We start from the raw sequence: 15740 nt of genomic DNA, 5'->3' as shown, positions 1-15740 counted from the left end.
ACGCGACAAGTATACGATGCTCAGCCTGGCCCGCGAGAAAGACCGGTGCGAAACAATACCTCAAGGATTCGCACTGCAGCTTTCACACTACCCCTCACATCACCCGAAACCTTGGAGATTCCAGCCAACCGCCTACGATAATCGACCGGCACCTCTCGAATACGCAGCTTCTTCTGTGCTGCGCGAATCTGCATCTCCAGATTCCATCCGTAGGTCAGCTCAGACATATGTAACGATTCCAGTGACGTTCTCCGTATCGCTCGAAAAGGTCCCATGTCGGTATAGTGAACCCTTTGGAACAGGCGCAAAAGAATACTGACTAAATAGGCAGCGAAGACCTGAGACCCGAGCATAGATCCCGCCTCACGGTTGCCACGAATGCGGGACCCTATAACAAAATCCGCTTCCCCGGCCTCTATCGGAGCTACCAGTTTAGGCAGGTCAAGGACGACGTCGGAGCCATCCCCATCCATGTATACAAGAATCGTACTCGTGGGCAGTGCAGCCTCGCTGCCCGCCTTACAGGCGGCCCCGTAGCCGCGAGCCGAGCGAATCACAAGCGCCCCCGCAGCCTCCGCAACAGCACCAGTTCCATCGCTGCTCCCGTTATCTACGACAATGCATTCGGCGATCAGTTGCCACGGCATTTCAGAGACAACGGAACCGATAGATTCAGCTTCATTCAGCGCGGGAATGATGACAGAGATTGGCAGGGGCATAATGAGCAGGAACCTGTTTACCGCAGACCGACGTGCACTTCGATCTGCGCCTTCTCCGGATCGGTGGAGCGCTGGTCATAGATCTCGTAGTCAGCCCGAAAAGATCGAATCCCTCCCAACTCCGCCACCGGCATGGAGCAGATTCGCTGCCACGTCTCCGGAACGACCCGTTTTATCGGCCCTCGTTCGGACGTGACAACGGAGTATCGGCCACTGGGAATATATTTGGCAACAAAATTCGCCGGAACATTCAGAATGGATGACACCGGCAACCCAAGAAGATAGGTGTATTGGCCGTCAAGGCGGCCTTCGTAATCCGTATACACCGCAGTCAGATTGATACCGATCTTATTCGGAATCTTCGAGGCAAGATTGCCCCGCAGCAGCTCGTGCCAGATCTCTCCGATCTTTCCTTTCCCGTTTTGTTCCATCGAATTCCGAGTACGGGCTGCTAGGCCTATCACGTAGAAGCCCGTGTGGCGCTGAATATTCATCGCATCCTCTCTCTGAGGTTCGCAGGTGCGATTATAAGGGGTCGCCGCAAAGCTGCAAATGCGTTCATCAAATTTCAGAGGCTCCAGCGAAGCCCACAATTAGCACAGGCGGGCGGCGGTGCGCTGGTCAGAAGACCCTCGCGAAAACGCTGGTACTCAGCTCCGTTCCAAATCTCACGAAGGCTTCCCTGCGTGGCATCCCCCAAAGTAAAGCTGTCATAGCCCTTCATGCTGAAAGGTGCAATGCAACATGGCAGCACGCGGCCGTTAGCCGTGATGTACATCAGCGACCACGGCCGGCGACAGAGTGACCAGGGGCTATCGGACCGCTGCATCTTGATCGACTCACCAGGATCAACAGCACCCGACGCCGAAAACATTACCCCTAACTCGCGCGCAACCGATTCAGCTTCACAAATAAGCGCCTCTTCCCGTTCGGTAGTATGTTCGAACAGCGCCGACTCCGCCCGGGCGAGAGAGTGTTCATCCATCGGAACATCAAAAAACACCAGCCGCTGCAAATAAACTTCTGTAACGCCGATGGAGTACGCCAGCCGAACAAAGTTCGGAAGCTGATCGACCGTCTCTCGCAGACCTGTTAACCACAACGACACCCGCGGCCTCGGAGCGTCCATATCCCGCTGCAGTCGAGTAAAGTTCCTGACGTTCGCGACGATTTTATCGAAGAAGTCTTTGCCGCGAACCATCTGAAACACCTCTGATTCTGCAGCGTCAAGCGACACTCTAAGCTCGTCAAGACCAGCCTCAATCAAAGCTCGACCGTTTGCCTCCGTCAATAACGTCCCATTCGTATTGAACAACACATATATATTTCGGTCTTTCAGATATTTCACGCGCTGAGCAATATCCTTCACCAGCATAGGCTCGCCAATACCATGCAGCACGACACGCGCAATATTCGAATATTGGTCGATGAGCGATGTGAAAAGCTCCCACGGCATATCCGCCTCAGGCTCCAAATCTTCGTAGGTCCGCGGACAAGTCGTGCATAACAGGTTGCATCGATTCGTAGTCTCGAGATACAGACAGACGGGCTCCTGAGCAGCGACCGGAGCAAGATGTGCATCAGCCTCCGGTTTCTCGAAGTACCGGCGCATGCGATTCTTCTCCTCCTCAGCCCGCTGCGCCGCGGGGCTAAGACCCTCCTTCTCACGGAGTAGGTCATCGGGAGGAATGATCGGAAGAAGTGTACTCATATGGACTCACTCGTTACCGCCCGTTGCACAAACATAGACCGATGAATCGGCCAACGCTTTAGAGCTAATTGAATTATGAGCGCCGCGAAGACGGAAGCGTAGAGAATTTTGTTCGCGAGAAACATCTTAGGGCCTGGCTCTGCCAACGCAGTTGTATACAGATAGAAGAAACCAAGTACATAAGTCAGAATTGGCAGATTCGGCATCAGCGTAAAAAATGGAATCAACCAGAGGATGTACCATGCGTAGTGCGGCGAAAAAAGAAACATCAACGCCACCGCAAGTGCAAAGGCAGGCGGAAGAAACGAAGCGACGCCATCAAAATCAAATGGCCTCTGATAATTGCCCCCTTTGAAACCGGCGACCCGCCAGCACCACCAGGTGATTCCCAGGAATACCGCCGCACAAAAGCCAAAGTAAGTCACGGTGGAAACTCCGTGAAGCCCCGGAATCTGTTGCGCGACCTCAAGCAGAAAGTAGCGCGCACCAGTTGCCAGGCCCTCCTCTTTTACATACCCTCCAAGAAATCCGAAGACCAAAAGGCCTACGCTGGAATAAGCCGCATAGCCCAACCCAACCACACCCGCGAACATAGCGGGCATCTTAAAATTCCCGCGACGGTAAAGGGCGGGAAGCAGCACTATCGGATAAAGTTTCAGCAGAACGGCGACACCGAGAAAAAGCCCCGTCAATACTGGCTGCCTTCGATAGCGAGCCAGCAAAGCCAGTGCAATGAAAGCCATCGCTGCAGAGTCAAGATGCCCCGAGCCGGCAATCTCCCACACGACCACCGGGCACCATGCATAAAGCAGGGTCTGCTCGCGCCGAATACCAAGAGAGCCCAGCAAGCTGACTAGCGCATACATCGTGACCCCTTCAAACAGCACCATCACTGTCTTCATGAAAGTGATCGTCGGAGAGATCCACGTAATCAGATAAAACAGCGCCTGCGCGGCCGGTGGATAGATCGTATGCGCATAGTCGCGTCGGTTGATCTTCTCGAAGATACCATCATGTGACCCACGCAGAAGAGCAAGCGCTGCATCCCCAGGAACATAGCGGTAAGGGCTGATGTGCGCATGCTGCACCACGCCATCCCACACATACCGATAGATGTCACTCGAAAGATAAGGAGCAGCAGGCAATAAAACCAGGCGGCACGCAACCGCGACCAAAAGAATGATCGGAAACGTAAATCTATCGACTGGCTGCGTCAAAATGATCAACGCCGCTCCAAGATAAAGAACGCAGGACCAACCCGAAACACCCGAAAACCCAATCGCGAATCGACTGTATTCGCTGATGAGTTGTCGCGTAAGGAAGAACAACGCAGTCCCTATCAGGACCAGGGCAGCATTCGTCTCCCACGCGCGAGCAACCGACCAGTGCCTGCCAACAGGAGCACCAATCCCGAGATCGGCAGGTGCGCTTCCAGCCACATTGGTAGTTGAGGTCATCAACGGTCACTCCCCTGCTCGCTAAGCTCAATGAGGTATTCCCGAGTATATTCGGCACGATATCCAGGAAGCGTAACAAATGGTGGCGGCGCATCCTTGAGCAATTCAGCAGTTAGCAATGAGAGTGCCTCGCCATCGTCCACGTCATACCAGAGCGGAAGAACAACGACCTCAATGCCGGCAGCTTTGGCCGCTGCAACTGTCTCCGCAAAAACTGACGGGGTACTCCACGCGACATCGGCGAAGACTTCGGAATGAGCGTGCTTCAAGCCGATCAAGTAGTAGCCACCGTCCTGTGATGGCCCAATGACAACGCGCTCGCCTGCCTTCTGCAGTTCGGCGATTGCCCGCTCAAAGGCAACAGCCGGAACCGTGGGCGAATCGGAGTCAACAAGGCAAACGCTTCCAAAACCACACGACAGAAGGTCTTGCACAGTTGCAAGAAGGCGCTCGCCGAAACCGTCGCCACGCTGCGGGATCAAAGCAAAATCACTCGGAAGAAGATTGTCGAAAAAACCTTCATCGCCGACCGGCGTATAAGAGATAACACCAGCTGCACACCTCGACGCGGCAACCGCACCAATATTCGCAGCAGTATCTCGGAGAAAACAAGCGTTAAGTTCCGCCGCCTGGTCGAGTGTCAAAGGCGGAGCGAGCCTCGTCTTAACCCTGCCAGGGCGCGGCGCCTTCGCCATCACCGCAAGTGCGCATTCGCTCGCTCGGTTGGCGAGCGGATTCGCCGGATCAAGAATCGTGTAGCACGTCGTAGAAGGAGTCATAACAACGCCTCACATGCGACAATTTGCGTCCGTCGTTCCGCCACAGTGTCGGGATCTTTTTCACAAACAGCATACTGATACCAGCCATCGTATTGCAGTTCGACACTTCCCCACGGTTGTGAGTGAATGAACGCAGAAAAATCCGGCGCAGTCATCACATCGGCCTGTCTTGGCTCGCGATATTTTCCAGCCGGGCTGCTGCTCAACTTCGAAAGTAGCCACATGCAGCCAAGCGGTATTTGGGTGCGAAAACCCGACGTTGGTTCGGCAACAAAACATCGACCGCCAGGCCGCAGAATCCGAAAGATCTCGCTCAGTACCGCCTCCCTCTTCGCCACTATCAGAAAAAGTCTCGAAACGACAACAGCATCGATCGAATTCGAAGCATCAGGCAAAGAATGCGCATCGCCGTGTGCAAAGGTGCAGTTCTGAAGACTTCGACGAGCCGCCCGGGATTCGGCTCTGGCAAGCAGCCGTCGCGAAAGATCGACGCCGGTTGTGTGAATCTGAGGGTATTCCTCCGAGAGACGACATGCATAAAACCCCGGACCGCAGCCAAGCTCAAGGATACGCATACCCGGCGCCGGCCCGTCCGGAGGAAACAGCGCTCGACTGATCTCCGGTGTGTGGTCGCGAAACAGGTACTCGCGGCAAAGAGAATAAAACCACGAGCAGCTCTCAAAAAGAGACTCCGGCGGATGCGCAGGAGGATGCGGAACGGTTCGGCCGGACATTTCGCAGTCGCTTGTCTCCACTCTTAGCCCTATCAAGATTGAACGTGCGTTTCGGTCGAAAAAACTGAGTTGCGGTAAATCAGAATAATAGGCTCTTACTCGTCTGAAATCTTCAGCTTTCTGTTCCCGCACAGTTTGATGCAAATCTCCAATTAAGGTTACGGAGCAGCACAAGGAATGGTTTGCAGCAACTCATCACCCGCCCGGTAGTTCAGATCACGCAATCGGAAATTACGCGGAATTTGTTGATCGAGTCCTAATTCGGAGGATCCTCCCGCCAGCCAAAAAAACACCACGGCCTCGCCCGCTAAACCCGGGCAACGCCGTGGTGGATGGTCACTTCGTGCTCCTACAACTCAATCCAGCTCAAACTATTTAAGCAACATCGCTCCAGTCGAGAATCACCTTCCCCGAGTTCCCCGAGCGCATCGCCGAAAATCCATCTTCATAGTCTCGCCAGTTCATCCGGTGCGTAATGACACCCGAAATATCCAACCCACTTTCGAGCATCACGGTCATCTTGTACCAGGTCTCATACATCTCCCGCCCGTAGATCCCACGAATCGTCAGCTGGTTGAACACCACCTGATTCCAATTGATCGAAATATCTTCCGACGGAATTCCCAGCATCGCGATCTTTGCCCCATGGCTCATATTCGCCAGCATGTCGCGAAACGCATTTGGATTACCCGACATCTCCAGCCCAACATCGAATCCCTCCTGCATCCGCAACTTCTGCTGAATTTCCTTCAGCGGAGTCGCGCGAGGATCCACCGCCAGCGTCACACCAACCTTCTCCGCCAACGCCCTGCGATACTGGTTCGGATCAGAGATCACCACATGGCGAGCCCCGGCATGCCGAGCCACTGCTGCAGCCATAATCCCAATCGGCCCCGCTCCGGTAACCAACACATCTTCGCCGAGCACAGGAAACGCCAGTGCCGTATGAACCGCATTGCCCAGCGGGTCAAAGATCGCGGCGATCTCATGCGGCACCCCAGCACTATGAATCCAGATGTTCGACATCGGCAGCACAATAAATTCCGCGAACGCCCCATTGCGATTCACGCCGACGCCCAGCGTATAAGCGCAAAGATGCCGCCGCCCCGCAAGACAGTTCCTGCAGCGCCCGCAAACCACGTGGCCCTCTCCACTCACAAGCTGGCCAATCGGAATGTCGTTTACGTTCGAGCCCACGGCCACCACCTCGCCCACAAACTCATGGCCAATCGTCAACCCCTTCTTGATCGTCGAACGAGCCCACGCGTCCCACTCGTAAATATGCAGGTCGGTCCCGCAGATACCCGTAGCCAGAACACGAATCTTGACGTCGTTGATGCCCATCTCGGGCTCCGGAACGTCTTCAAGCCAAAGACCGCGTTCTTCGCGGCTTTTTACCAATGCCTTCACGTGGAGAACCTTTCCTGTTGCGTCGTGCACTCAATCGCGGCTTCGCTGACCCGCAATCACATTCTATTAGCAGCGGACCGTCACCTACCCCACCACCAATCCTCAGGCTATAAGATGAAGTAACGTGAAAGTTTCACAAGCCTCACAGCGGAATGCCCGCTTCATCTGATCAAGCCAAGCGAGACCCATGCTCTTTCCCACCGATGACCTTCGCATCACCTGGACCAAAGTCGTCCTTCCGCCCGTCGCCGTCGAAGAAGAACTCCCCATCACCGAAGCCGCCTCCGCGACCGTCTACAAAGCCCGCACCGAGATCATCAAGATCCTCCACGGCGAAGACCATCGCCTCCTCGTCGTCGTAGGCCCCTGCTCCATCCACGACACCGACGCGGCCCGCGAATACGCCGAACTCCTCAAGACCGCAATCGCTGAGCACTCGCGGGATCTCTGCATCATCATGCGCGTCTACTTTGAAAAACCCCGCACCACCCTCGGATGGAAGGGCCTCATCAACGACCCCTACCTCGACGAATCCTTCCAGATCAACGACGGCCTTCGTCAGGCCCGCCACCTCCTCCTCGACCTGGCCGAAATAGGCGTCCCCGCCGGAACAGAATTCCTCGACATGATCTCCCCGCAATACGTCTCCTCTCTGGTCAGTTGGGGAGCCATCGGCGCCCGCACCACCGAAAGCCAAGTCCACCGCGAGCTCGTCTCCGGCCTCTCCTGCCCCGTCGGCTTCAAAAACGGCACCTCCGGCAACGTTCAGATCGCCATCGAAGCCATCCTCTCCGCCGGACAGGCCCACAACTTCCTCGGCCACACCAAGCATGGCCAGACCGCCATCTTCGTCACCAAAGGCAACCGCGACTGCCACATCATCCTTCGCGGAGGCCGCAACACCACCAACTACGACGCCGCAGCCGTCGATGAGACCTGCAAGCAAATGGAGAAGGCCGGCATCCAACCACAGGTCATGATCGACTGCAGCCACGCCAACAGCCACAAAGACCACACTCAGCAATCAGGCGTAGCCCGCAACGTAGCTGCCCAGATCGCCGCAGGCGACAAGCGCATCATCGGCGTCATGCTCGAAAGCAACCTCGTCGCAGGCGCGCAAAAACTAGTCCCCGGCCAACCCCTTGTCTACGGCCAATCCATCACTGACGCCTGCATCGACTGGCTCGAAACCAAAACCGCCCTGGCCGAACTAGCCGCCGCCGTCCGCGCCGCCCGCAACTCCTGAATACCGCACGTGGACAAATTCCGTGTCCGCCAGGTGAACGAGATGACCCGGGCGTGGAGCTACGGTGCAAATATTCCGACGCCCTTCATGCCTGGTGCAAGCGCACTGTTCCGCGCCCCCGTCATCATTGACGGCACCCTCATCTTCGCCAACAATCAGGAGGCCAGGTTTGTTGACGTGGCAGCATCAGTCATCGTGGAAAGCTCGCTTTGTGGAGGATTGCGACACCTGAAAGATCTTCGGGACGTAAGAATTCCGGAGCGAGGCAGGAGGTCGCTGTGGCCCGCAAGATTACACAAGACTTGTATCACGCAGACAGATAAGCTTCCGCACTTGAGGGGTGCATTGCCTCCATCGTCGCTGCAATCGAAGACAGTCGATCGTGCATATGAACGCCGAGAAAACGCACCTTCAATTTAGAGTTCGAATCCGGAAAGCCACCTTTTGGGTAAGCTGTTTAGTGGGGTAAGGACGATGGAAGGTTGCAGCATACCGTGCCTTGTAAGAGGTGCTAAGGGCTGCACGGGAGGTCCGAGTTGACGACCCGATCCGAGGAATGGGTTCGCTTGTATCGTCTCAAGTCTCCATATGAGGCGGAGATGGTTCACGCGCATTACGTTGAGCACCGTTTCGTGCGTCATTCACCTGAGCATTTAGTCATTGGCCTCGTTGAGGAAGGCGTCCAGCATTACACCTATCAAGGCGCAGGCCATACCACTCCCCCTGGGGAGACATTCTTCGTCAACGGTGATGAGCCTCATACTGGCAAATCTGCAACGACGGATGGTTATCTCTACCGGACTCTATGACTCAATCCCGAGACGTTGCGGCAATTGACATTGGACATCACGGGCCGAAACGAGCTCCCTTATCTTACCGGTACAGTCATTGCGGACATCTGCCTGTTCGCTCGACTGCAACAGTTCCATAAAGCAGTGGCTGCCAATGCAGATGCCATGGAATGCGAGTCATTCTTGCTCTGTGCTGTTCGACGTCTTCTTCAAGTGCACGTCGAGAACCGCCGGCAAACTATCGCTGTTGGGCAGGAGAATTCGGTTGTATCGCAAGTCAGGGACTATATAGAAGACCACTATGCAGAGAACATATCTCTTGCACACTTAGGATCGCTGATGTCTCGTAGTCCCTTCCAGATTGCGCGCGCATTCTCAAAAACAGTCGGCTTGCCTCCACATGCGTATCTCGAGAGCGATCGTATCCGGCATGCCCGAGAAATGTTGAAGTCGGGAATGAAAAATAGTCGACACGGCTTTAGCGACAGGTTATCCCGACCAAAGCCATTTCACCCACCGCTTTCGTAGCATCACTGGCATTGCACCTGGTCAGTAAGTGATCCGCGTGAAATATGGCACAAGCCTGATCGCGAGATAGAACAGTCACTATCCGCAGGATTACGCAAGACGCATCTTTCTACTACAAGTATCTTCGGCAACACGAGGAATTGCCGGATGCCTGACGTAGTGGTTGAAGCGTTTTGACCAGCCCGGCGAAACACGGACGTTCCCAAACGGCAAGTTTGACTTGATTCGCCGCGGTGGCATGGTGATCGACCGCGCCGTCTACCAGCCGGTGAGGCCGACAAGCAGTTACAGGCCATGTTCGAAAGCAGCTTTATCATCCCCCACTATCCGCAAAAGCCTCTTGAGGAGGCCGGCGGAGTTTACTCCAGCATCGAACCGTACACGCCCAAAGTTGTGATCGACGGGAAGCTCATCACTGGCCAGGACCAGTCTGCCGCTTCTGAATATGCTCTTGCGCTGTTACATCTCATGACGGGCCACAGCCCGGTGTCGGCAGCTTAGAACCGGGACATGCAGCCGATGCAGCCGTGGCCTACGACCGTGTTCTTGGTTACGACGCCTACATGTTTTTAGTTTTTTGTGATCGCGCGTTTAGTTGTCGACGAGACGCGCATAGATCAGGAGGGAGCATGTTGTTTCATGTGCAAATCGACGTTCGTGTCCCACATGATGTGGATACAGAAAAGCTCAAAGAGCTAAGCGCTAAGGAACACGAAAGGGCAAAGGATCTGCAATTGCAGGGCAAGTGGGTGCATCTCTGGCGCGTCGCGGGAAAATACGCAAGCATCAGCATCCTCGATGTCGACAGTCCCGCCGAGCTCCACGAGATTCTCAACTCATTGCCCTTATATCCATTCATGGAGGTCGAGATAGCAGCTCTCTGCCGTCACCCGGGTTCACTGGAACTCACCAAATGAGACCGCCCCGATTTGCCGGGATACGGATGCCGGCACAGTTCGGTATGCCCCAAATACCGGGATTGAATCAGGAATCGATGCGCGACGAACATAGCTGCTCAATTCATTGGCAAAGGTGGAGACCGAAACTGTGTCTCAAGAGAACAAGCGAATTGCAATTGCCTTTTAGGAGAAACTGATCGCTAACCACGATGAGCCTCTGGAAACCCTGGTGAACAGATTAGCTACCGCCGTTGGAGCTATTTTTTTGAGCTACTGAGCGCATTTGCGATTTGGCACTCTTGGGCGGGAAACTGGCAATGGCTGAATTGGGCACGTGTCCACACATCGGGTTGACCCGTTCGAATCCGGCTGCTCTTGATGTCGCTCGGACGGTCTCCAAGGCAAGGATGTTAGTCGAATCGCTTTTCCACCCTCCAAAGGAGTTCGAATCAATGCTTGAACAATTATTTTTTAAATCTGATGCTTTAACTCGTCAGCTTTCGGCACCGCTCGTTGATGAACGTCGACAACATCTAGCTCAAATGTTCGCAAGGAATGGCTCGGCGCACCCTACGCATGAAATCTCGCCTCCTACTGTCAATCACGAAGTACCTGAAGTTGGCTGAACGACCCTACGATAGAATCGCTTTGCCAGAAATCGAGAATGCGGCAAATCGACGGTCAACCCATGACCGGCCTTCGTCAAAGAGTTCGTGTGCGAGGTTGTCGAGGGCGGAGTTCATAACCCAAGAGCTTGATTGGCTGCGGCTTCTCAATCGCCTCCGAACTATACCGTGCGTATGACCCCACAAGCCATGGGTGAGGAGCGGCGGCGATACACTGCCTTCGACTGCGGGTGTCTGTGGAGGTATAGAGGATGCAAAGGAGCGAGAGCTGTTTCCAACCCCGGATCGTTTTTCCGTCGACGAATGAAGAGGCTGCACTTAGCTGAAATCCCTGTGGAATTAGCGTTCGATTCCTATACTCGTTACTCGGTTAGTGATGTCATGTTCGTGCTCCTCCCGCGGAAACGGGGTTATCGGCGCTGGTCTTCCGACGATAGCGACAGCCCTCCTGTCGCACTTAGGCGAACTTAGCGCGAATACGGGCAAGCGGGGGAACTTTCGGCAAGTTGCCAATGACCCGACCTTTCAGGAGGTAGACTGGCATCGCATATGGAAGGGTGAATTCGGAATTCCGACGACGAAGGTAAAGAAGAGAAAAAGCAAATGACTGCAATTGAACCATTCCTGAACGGATTGATAGATTACGCGGGGCTCTTTCCTCCCGCAGCCCTCGATATGCTAACGTCGACCCGGAACTATGCCAGTTACCGCTCTGGTAAATATGCATGGGCTCTGGGACGCTTGATCGTCCCAGTTGCGAGGCTGACAGAATTCAGCGCTGCGATAGAGTTTGGCAGCGACGAGCAGCTGACACCATGGCTCCTGGGCGCACTCAGCACGGGCGATGCGCAGCAAGATGCTCGCCTGATATCTGGACTCGATAAGAGGGTCGCAGTTGTTGACGTCCTCGAGTCCAAGGCTGCAACTCTGGCTGAGGTGCATAAGCTGCTCTCAGCCGCACCCTCAAAGACAACTCTCTACATCGAATTTCCACTGACGAATTGCGCGCAAATGATTCCTGCGCTGAAGAAAGGAAACGCGCGCGCAAAGATTCGGACCGGAGGCATTACTGCCGATGCCATCCCCAGTGTCGAGCAGGTCGCGGAATTTCTCGTGTCCTGCGCCGAAGCAAAGGTTCCCTTCAAGGCAACGGCTGGACTGCATCATCCTTTGCGTTCCGTTCAACAGCTCACGTATGAACCGGGGAGCGCATCCGCTCTGATGAACGGTTTCATCAATATCTTCGTCGCGGCAATCATCGCGTATTACGGAGCAACAGAAGAGAAGGTTTTAGCAGTGTTGAATGAACACGATCCTACCGCCTTTCGCTGGAGCGGGCACGCTCTTGCATGGCGTAATCAGGAACTATCCGCCGAACAAATCAGAGACGCGCGAGAGAACTTCGCTATCGGCTTCGGCTCCTGTTCGTTTACTGAACCTATCGCCGACCTTTTGGATCTCGGATGGCTCTCATGAAACAAAATGAGCTGGGTTGAATCAGCTGACAACCGCGTTATCTGCTTGGCCATATGTCAGCTCGGTCACTCTGTTTGGTGATTCAATTCCGGGTCGTCGGCAAACCGGAGACTTTTCCATTTGGCCTATGGTCGGCATCACGGACAAATGCTTGCAAGAGGTTTCTCCCGAACGCCGGACAAACCGCACCTTACGGACTCCCCCAACCGGAATCGCCAATGCCGCGGACCGCTAGATCTGGCAATCCTTTGGCAAAATGACCACACTGCCTATTGGCCGCTGGAACAATGATTTACTTGAAAGAACTACTCAATTCACACTTTACTCAAAGAGACTTCAAGTAAAAGATGGATTTTTCTAAAGCATCGATTCTTGAAATCAGTGACATAAAGACGAAATGAAATTCATGATTTATGAAAACACGACAGTTGAGCAAAATGGGCCTTGATCCGAGAGTCTTTGCTCAGTAGGGAGTCTGAAGATCCGTTTCCTATCTGAAGTTTAGACGAATGAAAAGCGAAAGCCTGTGGGTTTCGTCGCGAGTGATTAGATAGTCGCTGCGGGCCTAGGCGCATATACTGGCCACGTTGCCTGGAGAACCCATGCGCACTCCATTCTTGCTCCTCCTCATCTTCGCTGTTCCCGGCAGCGCCCAGATCCAAACCGCGCCCCCCGTCGTAGCCGTAGCCGACGGAGGTACCAGCGGACGAATGGAGAGCATCTTCATCCCACCCATCGCAAACGCCCCCTTTACCCTCACTCTGCTTACCGAGTGGTCTCGCCCCCTCGCCAACGGCGGTACCTACACCCTCACCAATGAGCGTCGAATTGCTCGAGATGGCAAAGGCCGCATCTACGAAGAGCGTTGGCTCCTCGTACCCAGGGGCAGCAAAATACCCTCGGTCATGGACGTACGGCAGTTTGCCGATCCCAATCGCCACACCCTCTACAACTGCTTCACCGACGGGCAGGTCTGCCAACTCCTCCCCTACTCTGGATCGACGCAAGCGGTCTACAAGCCAGCAACCTCACCTACAGGCCCGCTTCCCGACGGCACCGGCTTTCACCAGCACGAAGATCTGGGCGTCGCCAACACTAACGGCGTTGACACCACCGGCTGTCGCGAGACAACCACCATAAACCCTAACGTCATGGGCAACGATCAGCCCATGATCTCCACCCGCGAGTTTTGGTACTCCGCTCAGCTCGGCATCAACCTTATCTCCAAAGTCGACACCCCGCAGAGCGGCAAGCAGGTCTTCACCGTTAAAGACCTCACGACCTCCGAGCCCGACCCAACCCTCTTCGAACTCCCTGAAGGCTACAAGATCGTCGATCGCACCAAAACTCCATGAGCTTCTCTCGTGCTGGGATGTCACAGTGCGGAGACGTTGTTGGGTCGCGCTTTCGTACAAGAGGACCTGCCATGCTCTCTTTCGCTCGAAGGCGGCGTTGGTCGTCTTCATGGTCTGAAAGCCTCGCGTGGGGCACAACCGATAAGCTGGGCTCCTATCCCAAGGTGATTCGCCGGCAGCATCGCGAAGGCAAGTTGCCACAGGACACGAAGCATCGCACGTCGAAATTTGCCAAACAACATCATTGAGGCAGACCACGGTGGCCTCAAGCGGGTGATCCGTTTCAAACGATGAGAACTGCGTCGTTGCTGCCTGATGTGCAACATCGGTAAAAGCGGGTTGCGTGTGCCCCAGCTAATGCAACAGAGGGGGATTTCTACAGTTCCTCTCGCACATCGGCTTTGTGCATTAGTTTCGTCCATTCGGCGCAGAACCGGTCCAGAAGCTTGAAAGCAACAGGCGGCCGGAGTCGTCAACCTCCCAGACTATCAACTTCTTCCGGAGGTAATCGCAAGCGTGATCCGGATAACTTAGCGTGAATGACCCACGCCTTGTGGCGACCGCAATTGAGTGATGACGTTACACCCAGATAGCGTTCGTAGAAGATTAGGATGCGAGCCAAAGTTATTTTGAACCAATTGGTTCATTACGGTAATCAAACACTGGAGACCGAAGAGCAAGAATGCTCCTCGGCAGAACGAGGGGGAGCAAACGATGAACGAAGCAAAGAAACGGATCCTCATAACGGGTGCAACCGGACAGGTAGGACGGCTGCTCATTCCTTACCTGAAGGGACACAACTCAATTGAAGTCGTCGCAGGAGCACGTACTCCGGAAAAAGCGACAGCACTGGGGATACCGGCTGTATATCTCGATCTGGACAATGTTGATTCGATGTTGCCTGCCTTCACGGGAGTCGACCGGATCTTTCTGATCACGGGTTACACCGTCGATATGCTTCGACAAAGCAAAGACGTTGTAGATATAGCCAAGAAGGCCGGCGTGGAGCAGATTGTTCATCTCGGTGCATGCGGGGATGACGACACCCATGTGGGCCATTACGGCTGGCATCAGTTCATTGAACGCTATATCTCTTCCTCAGGTATCCCCTTCTACACTCACCTTCGTCCAGAGATTTTTATGCAGAATCTTCTTGGGTACGGAGGCGAGAACTTTGTCAAACAAGGCGTGATTCACCAATATATCGGCGATGCGAGGCTGAGTTGGGTAGATTGCGATGACGTCGCAGCAGCCTCTGCTGCAGCTCTTCTGGACCCGAGAAAGCATCACGGCCAGATATACCGCATGGGCTATGAAGCAAAGACGTACAACGAGATCGCGGATCTCATGACGAAGATTCTCGGCCAGCCGTTCCGGTACCAGACGCATCCGGCGGAGGAGTTCCTCAAGAAAGTCCTCGAGGCTGGGGGCGAACCGGCGTACATGAAGTGCGTGTATGAGTGTTACCGAGATTTGACGAAGGGGAACCTGATCGGTGACGACGTGCAAGATAACTTCCCTACCATCGCCGGAAAGCAGCCTCGCACTCTAACAGACTTCATCAAGGCGAACGCGAGCGCCTTCCGTTACTAATACGGATGTCTTAGGTCAATGCAAAGAAAAACGTGAATCAATGTACGAAGCCCGAGGTTATTCAGCAAAATCAAGTTCCAGTCCTTTGGAACCATTCAGTTTCAGGCGACGCGACCTACGAGAGAACGATCTTCTCGTCGACATTCTTTACAGCGGAGTCTACTATTCCGACCTTCATACCGCGTGCCGGGAGTGGCATGGAACCGTCTATGCAAATGGAACAATCTTTCCTTCGGTTCCCGGGCACGAGATCGTCGGACCTGTGAGATCGGGTTATTCCGAATAGGTCCGATCGGGAATCTTTGCGATAAGGCGATTCGGCCTTCGGTTCCAGGCGTCAAGTCGGCAGGCGTTACGTCTCCTCCGATGCGCCTTGCTTCCTCGGCGGCGATGCGGAAAGTCCGGATAGAACGAGC

16 protein-coding genes are annotated in these 15740 nt (G+C 54.6%); 9 read left to right on the top strand and 7 right to left on the bottom strand.

Going from position 1 to position 15740, the window contains the following annotated elements:
- Positions 1-20: 20 nt before the first annotated feature.
- The 7 genes from RBB77_RS12500 to tdh all read right to left on the bottom strand — a co-directional run bounded on the left by RBB77_RS12500 (position 21) and on the right by tdh (position 6810).
- A complete protein-coding gene (locus tag RBB77_RS12500; protein WP_353062089.1) occupies positions 21-719 on the bottom strand; it encodes a glycosyltransferase family 2 protein in 699 nt (232 codons plus the stop codon).
- A gap of 17 nt (positions 720-736) precedes the next feature.
- Complete coding sequence (locus tag RBB77_RS12495; RefSeq protein WP_353062088.1) at positions 737-1213, bottom strand: GyrI-like domain-containing protein; 477 nt, start codon at positions 1211-1213, stop codon at positions 737-739.
- A gap of 74 nt (positions 1214-1287) precedes the next feature.
- Complete coding sequence (locus RBB77_RS12490; protein ID WP_353062087.1) at positions 1288-2430, bottom strand: radical SAM protein; 1143 nt, start codon at positions 2428-2430, stop codon at positions 1288-1290.
- Positions 2427-3887 (bottom strand): glycosyltransferase family 87 protein, encoded by a 1461-nt coding sequence (locus RBB77_RS12485; protein WP_353062086.1) that lies wholly within the window; start codon positions 3885-3887, stop codon positions 2427-2429. Before RBB77_RS12485 ends, RBB77_RS12490 begins: the two co-directional genes overlap by 4 nt.
- Positions 3887-4666 carry a TIGR04282 family arsenosugar biosynthesis glycosyltransferase gene (locus RBB77_RS12480; RefSeq protein ID WP_353062085.1) on the bottom strand — a complete coding sequence of 260 codons (780 nt, stop codon included), beginning with the start codon at positions 4664-4666 and terminating at the stop codon, positions 3887-3889. The genes RBB77_RS12485 and RBB77_RS12480 overlap by 1 nt, the downstream gene beginning before the upstream one ends.
- On the bottom strand, positions 4663-5400 hold the full coding sequence (locus RBB77_RS12475; RefSeq protein WP_353062084.1) for a class I SAM-dependent methyltransferase: 738 nt from the start codon (positions 5398-5400) through the stop codon (positions 4663-4665). The genes RBB77_RS12480 and RBB77_RS12475 overlap by 4 nt, the downstream gene beginning before the upstream one ends.
- A gap of 375 nt (positions 5401-5775) precedes the next feature.
- Positions 5776-6810 (bottom strand): L-threonine 3-dehydrogenase, encoded by a 1035-nt coding sequence (gene tdh, locus RBB77_RS12470; RefSeq protein WP_353062083.1) that lies wholly within the window; start codon positions 6808-6810, stop codon positions 5776-5778.
- Positions 6811-6997: 187 nt separating this feature from the next.
- On the opposite strand from tdh, the gene RBB77_RS12465 reads away from it, so the two are divergent.
- The 9 genes from RBB77_RS12465 (at position 6998) to RBB77_RS23710 (ending at position 15610) form a co-directional block, all read left to right on the top strand.
- A complete protein-coding gene (locus RBB77_RS12465; RefSeq protein ID WP_353062082.1) occupies positions 6998-8056 on the top strand; it encodes a 3-deoxy-7-phosphoheptulonate synthase in 1059 nt (352 codons plus the stop codon).
- A 536-nt stretch (positions 8057-8592) separates the two neighbouring features.
- A complete protein-coding gene (locus RBB77_RS12460) occupies positions 8593-8865 on the top strand; it encodes an AraC family ligand binding domain-containing protein (RefSeq protein WP_353062081.1) in 273 nt (90 codons plus the stop codon).
- Between the two features lie 445 nt (positions 8866-9310).
- Positions 9311-9403, top strand: coding sequence for an AraC family transcriptional regulator (locus RBB77_RS12455; protein ID WP_353067617.1), 93 nt, complete (start codon positions 9311-9313; stop codon positions 9401-9403).
- A gap of 266 nt (positions 9404-9669) precedes the next feature.
- Positions 9670-9876 carry a hypothetical protein gene (locus tag RBB77_RS12450; protein ID WP_353062080.1) on the top strand — a complete coding sequence of 69 codons (207 nt, stop codon included), beginning with the start codon at positions 9670-9672 and terminating at the stop codon, positions 9874-9876.
- 128 nt (positions 9877-10004) lie between these two features.
- A complete protein-coding gene (locus tag RBB77_RS12445; RefSeq protein WP_353062079.1) occupies positions 10005-10292 on the top strand; it encodes a muconolactone Delta-isomerase in 288 nt (95 codons plus the stop codon).
- 1211 nt (positions 10293-11503) lie between these two features.
- Positions 11504-12376, top strand: a complete 873-nt coding sequence (locus tag RBB77_RS12440) for a hypothetical protein (RefSeq protein WP_353062078.1) — start codon at positions 11504-11506, stop codon at positions 12374-12376.
- 602 nt (positions 12377-12978) lie between these two features.
- The gene (locus RBB77_RS12435) at positions 12979-13731 is read left to right on the top strand and encodes a hypothetical protein (protein ID WP_353062077.1); all 753 of its coding nucleotides are present in this window, start codon (positions 12979-12981) and stop codon (positions 13729-13731) included.
- A gap of 714 nt (positions 13732-14445) precedes the next feature.
- Positions 14446-15324 carry an SDR family oxidoreductase gene (locus RBB77_RS12430; protein ID WP_353062076.1) on the top strand — a complete coding sequence of 293 codons (879 nt, stop codon included), beginning with the start codon at positions 14446-14448 and terminating at the stop codon, positions 15322-15324.
- A 40-nt stretch (positions 15325-15364) separates the two neighbouring features.
- Positions 15365-15610 carry an alcohol dehydrogenase catalytic domain-containing protein gene (locus RBB77_RS23710; RefSeq protein ID WP_434557062.1) on the top strand — a complete coding sequence of 82 codons (246 nt, stop codon included), beginning with the start codon at positions 15365-15367 and terminating at the stop codon, positions 15608-15610.
- The last annotated feature ends 130 nt before the right edge of the window (positions 15611-15740 follow it).

The organism is Tunturibacter psychrotolerans (assembly GCF_040359615.1).
Classification (GTDB): domain Bacteria; phylum Acidobacteriota; class Terriglobia; order Terriglobales; family Acidobacteriaceae; genus Edaphobacter; species Edaphobacter psychrotolerans.
This window is presented reverse-complemented; position numbering and strand designations above follow the sequence as displayed.

What these genes read in the sequence shown, in the direction of transcription:
- RBB77_RS12480 (WP_353062085.1), bottom strand. Translation starts at nt 4,666, where the DNA reads ATGACTCCTTCTACGACGTGCTACACGATTCTTGATCCGGCGAATCCG.
- RBB77_RS12475 (WP_353062084.1), bottom strand. Translation starts at nt 5,400, where the DNA reads ATGTCCGGCCGAACCGTTCCGCATCCTCCTGCGCATCCGCCGGAGTCT.
- RBB77_RS12450 (WP_353062080.1), top strand. Translation starts at nt 9,670, where the DNA reads ATGTTCGAAAGCAGCTTTATCATCCCCCACTATCCGCAAAAGCCTCTT.
- RBB77_RS12430 (WP_353062076.1), top strand. Translation starts at nt 14,446, where the DNA reads ATGAACGAAGCAAAGAAACGGATCCTCATAACGGGTGCAACCGGACAG.
- RBB77_RS12485 (WP_353062086.1), bottom strand. Translation starts at nt 3,887, where the DNA reads ATGACCTCAACTACCAATGTGGCTGGAAGCGCACCTGCCGATCTCGGG.
- RBB77_RS23710 (WP_434557062.1), top strand. Translation starts at nt 15,365, where the DNA reads ATGTACGAAGCCCGAGGTTATTCAGCAAAATCAAGTTCCAGTCCTTTG.
- RBB77_RS12465 (WP_353062082.1), top strand. Translation starts at nt 6,998, where the DNA reads ATGCTCTTTCCCACCGATGACCTTCGCATCACCTGGACCAAAGTCGTC.
- RBB77_RS12435 (WP_353062077.1), top strand. Translation starts at nt 12,979, where the DNA reads ATGCGCACTCCATTCTTGCTCCTCCTCATCTTCGCTGTTCCCGGCAGC.
- RBB77_RS12500 (WP_353062089.1), bottom strand. Translation starts at nt 719, where the DNA reads ATGCCCCTGCCAATCTCTGTCATCATTCCCGCGCTGAATGAAGCTGAA.
- RBB77_RS12445 (WP_353062079.1), top strand. Translation starts at nt 10,005, where the DNA reads ATGTTGTTTCATGTGCAAATCGACGTTCGTGTCCCACATGATGTGGAT.
- RBB77_RS12490 (WP_353062087.1), bottom strand. Translation starts at nt 2,430, where the DNA reads ATGAGTACACTTCTTCCGATCATTCCTCCCGATGACCTACTCCGTGAG.
- RBB77_RS12495 (WP_353062088.1), bottom strand. Translation starts at nt 1,213, where the DNA reads ATGAATATTCAGCGCCACACGGGCTTCTACGTGATAGGCCTAGCAGCC.
- RBB77_RS12440 (WP_353062078.1), top strand. Translation starts at nt 11,504, where the DNA reads ATGACTGCAATTGAACCATTCCTGAACGGATTGATAGATTACGCGGGG.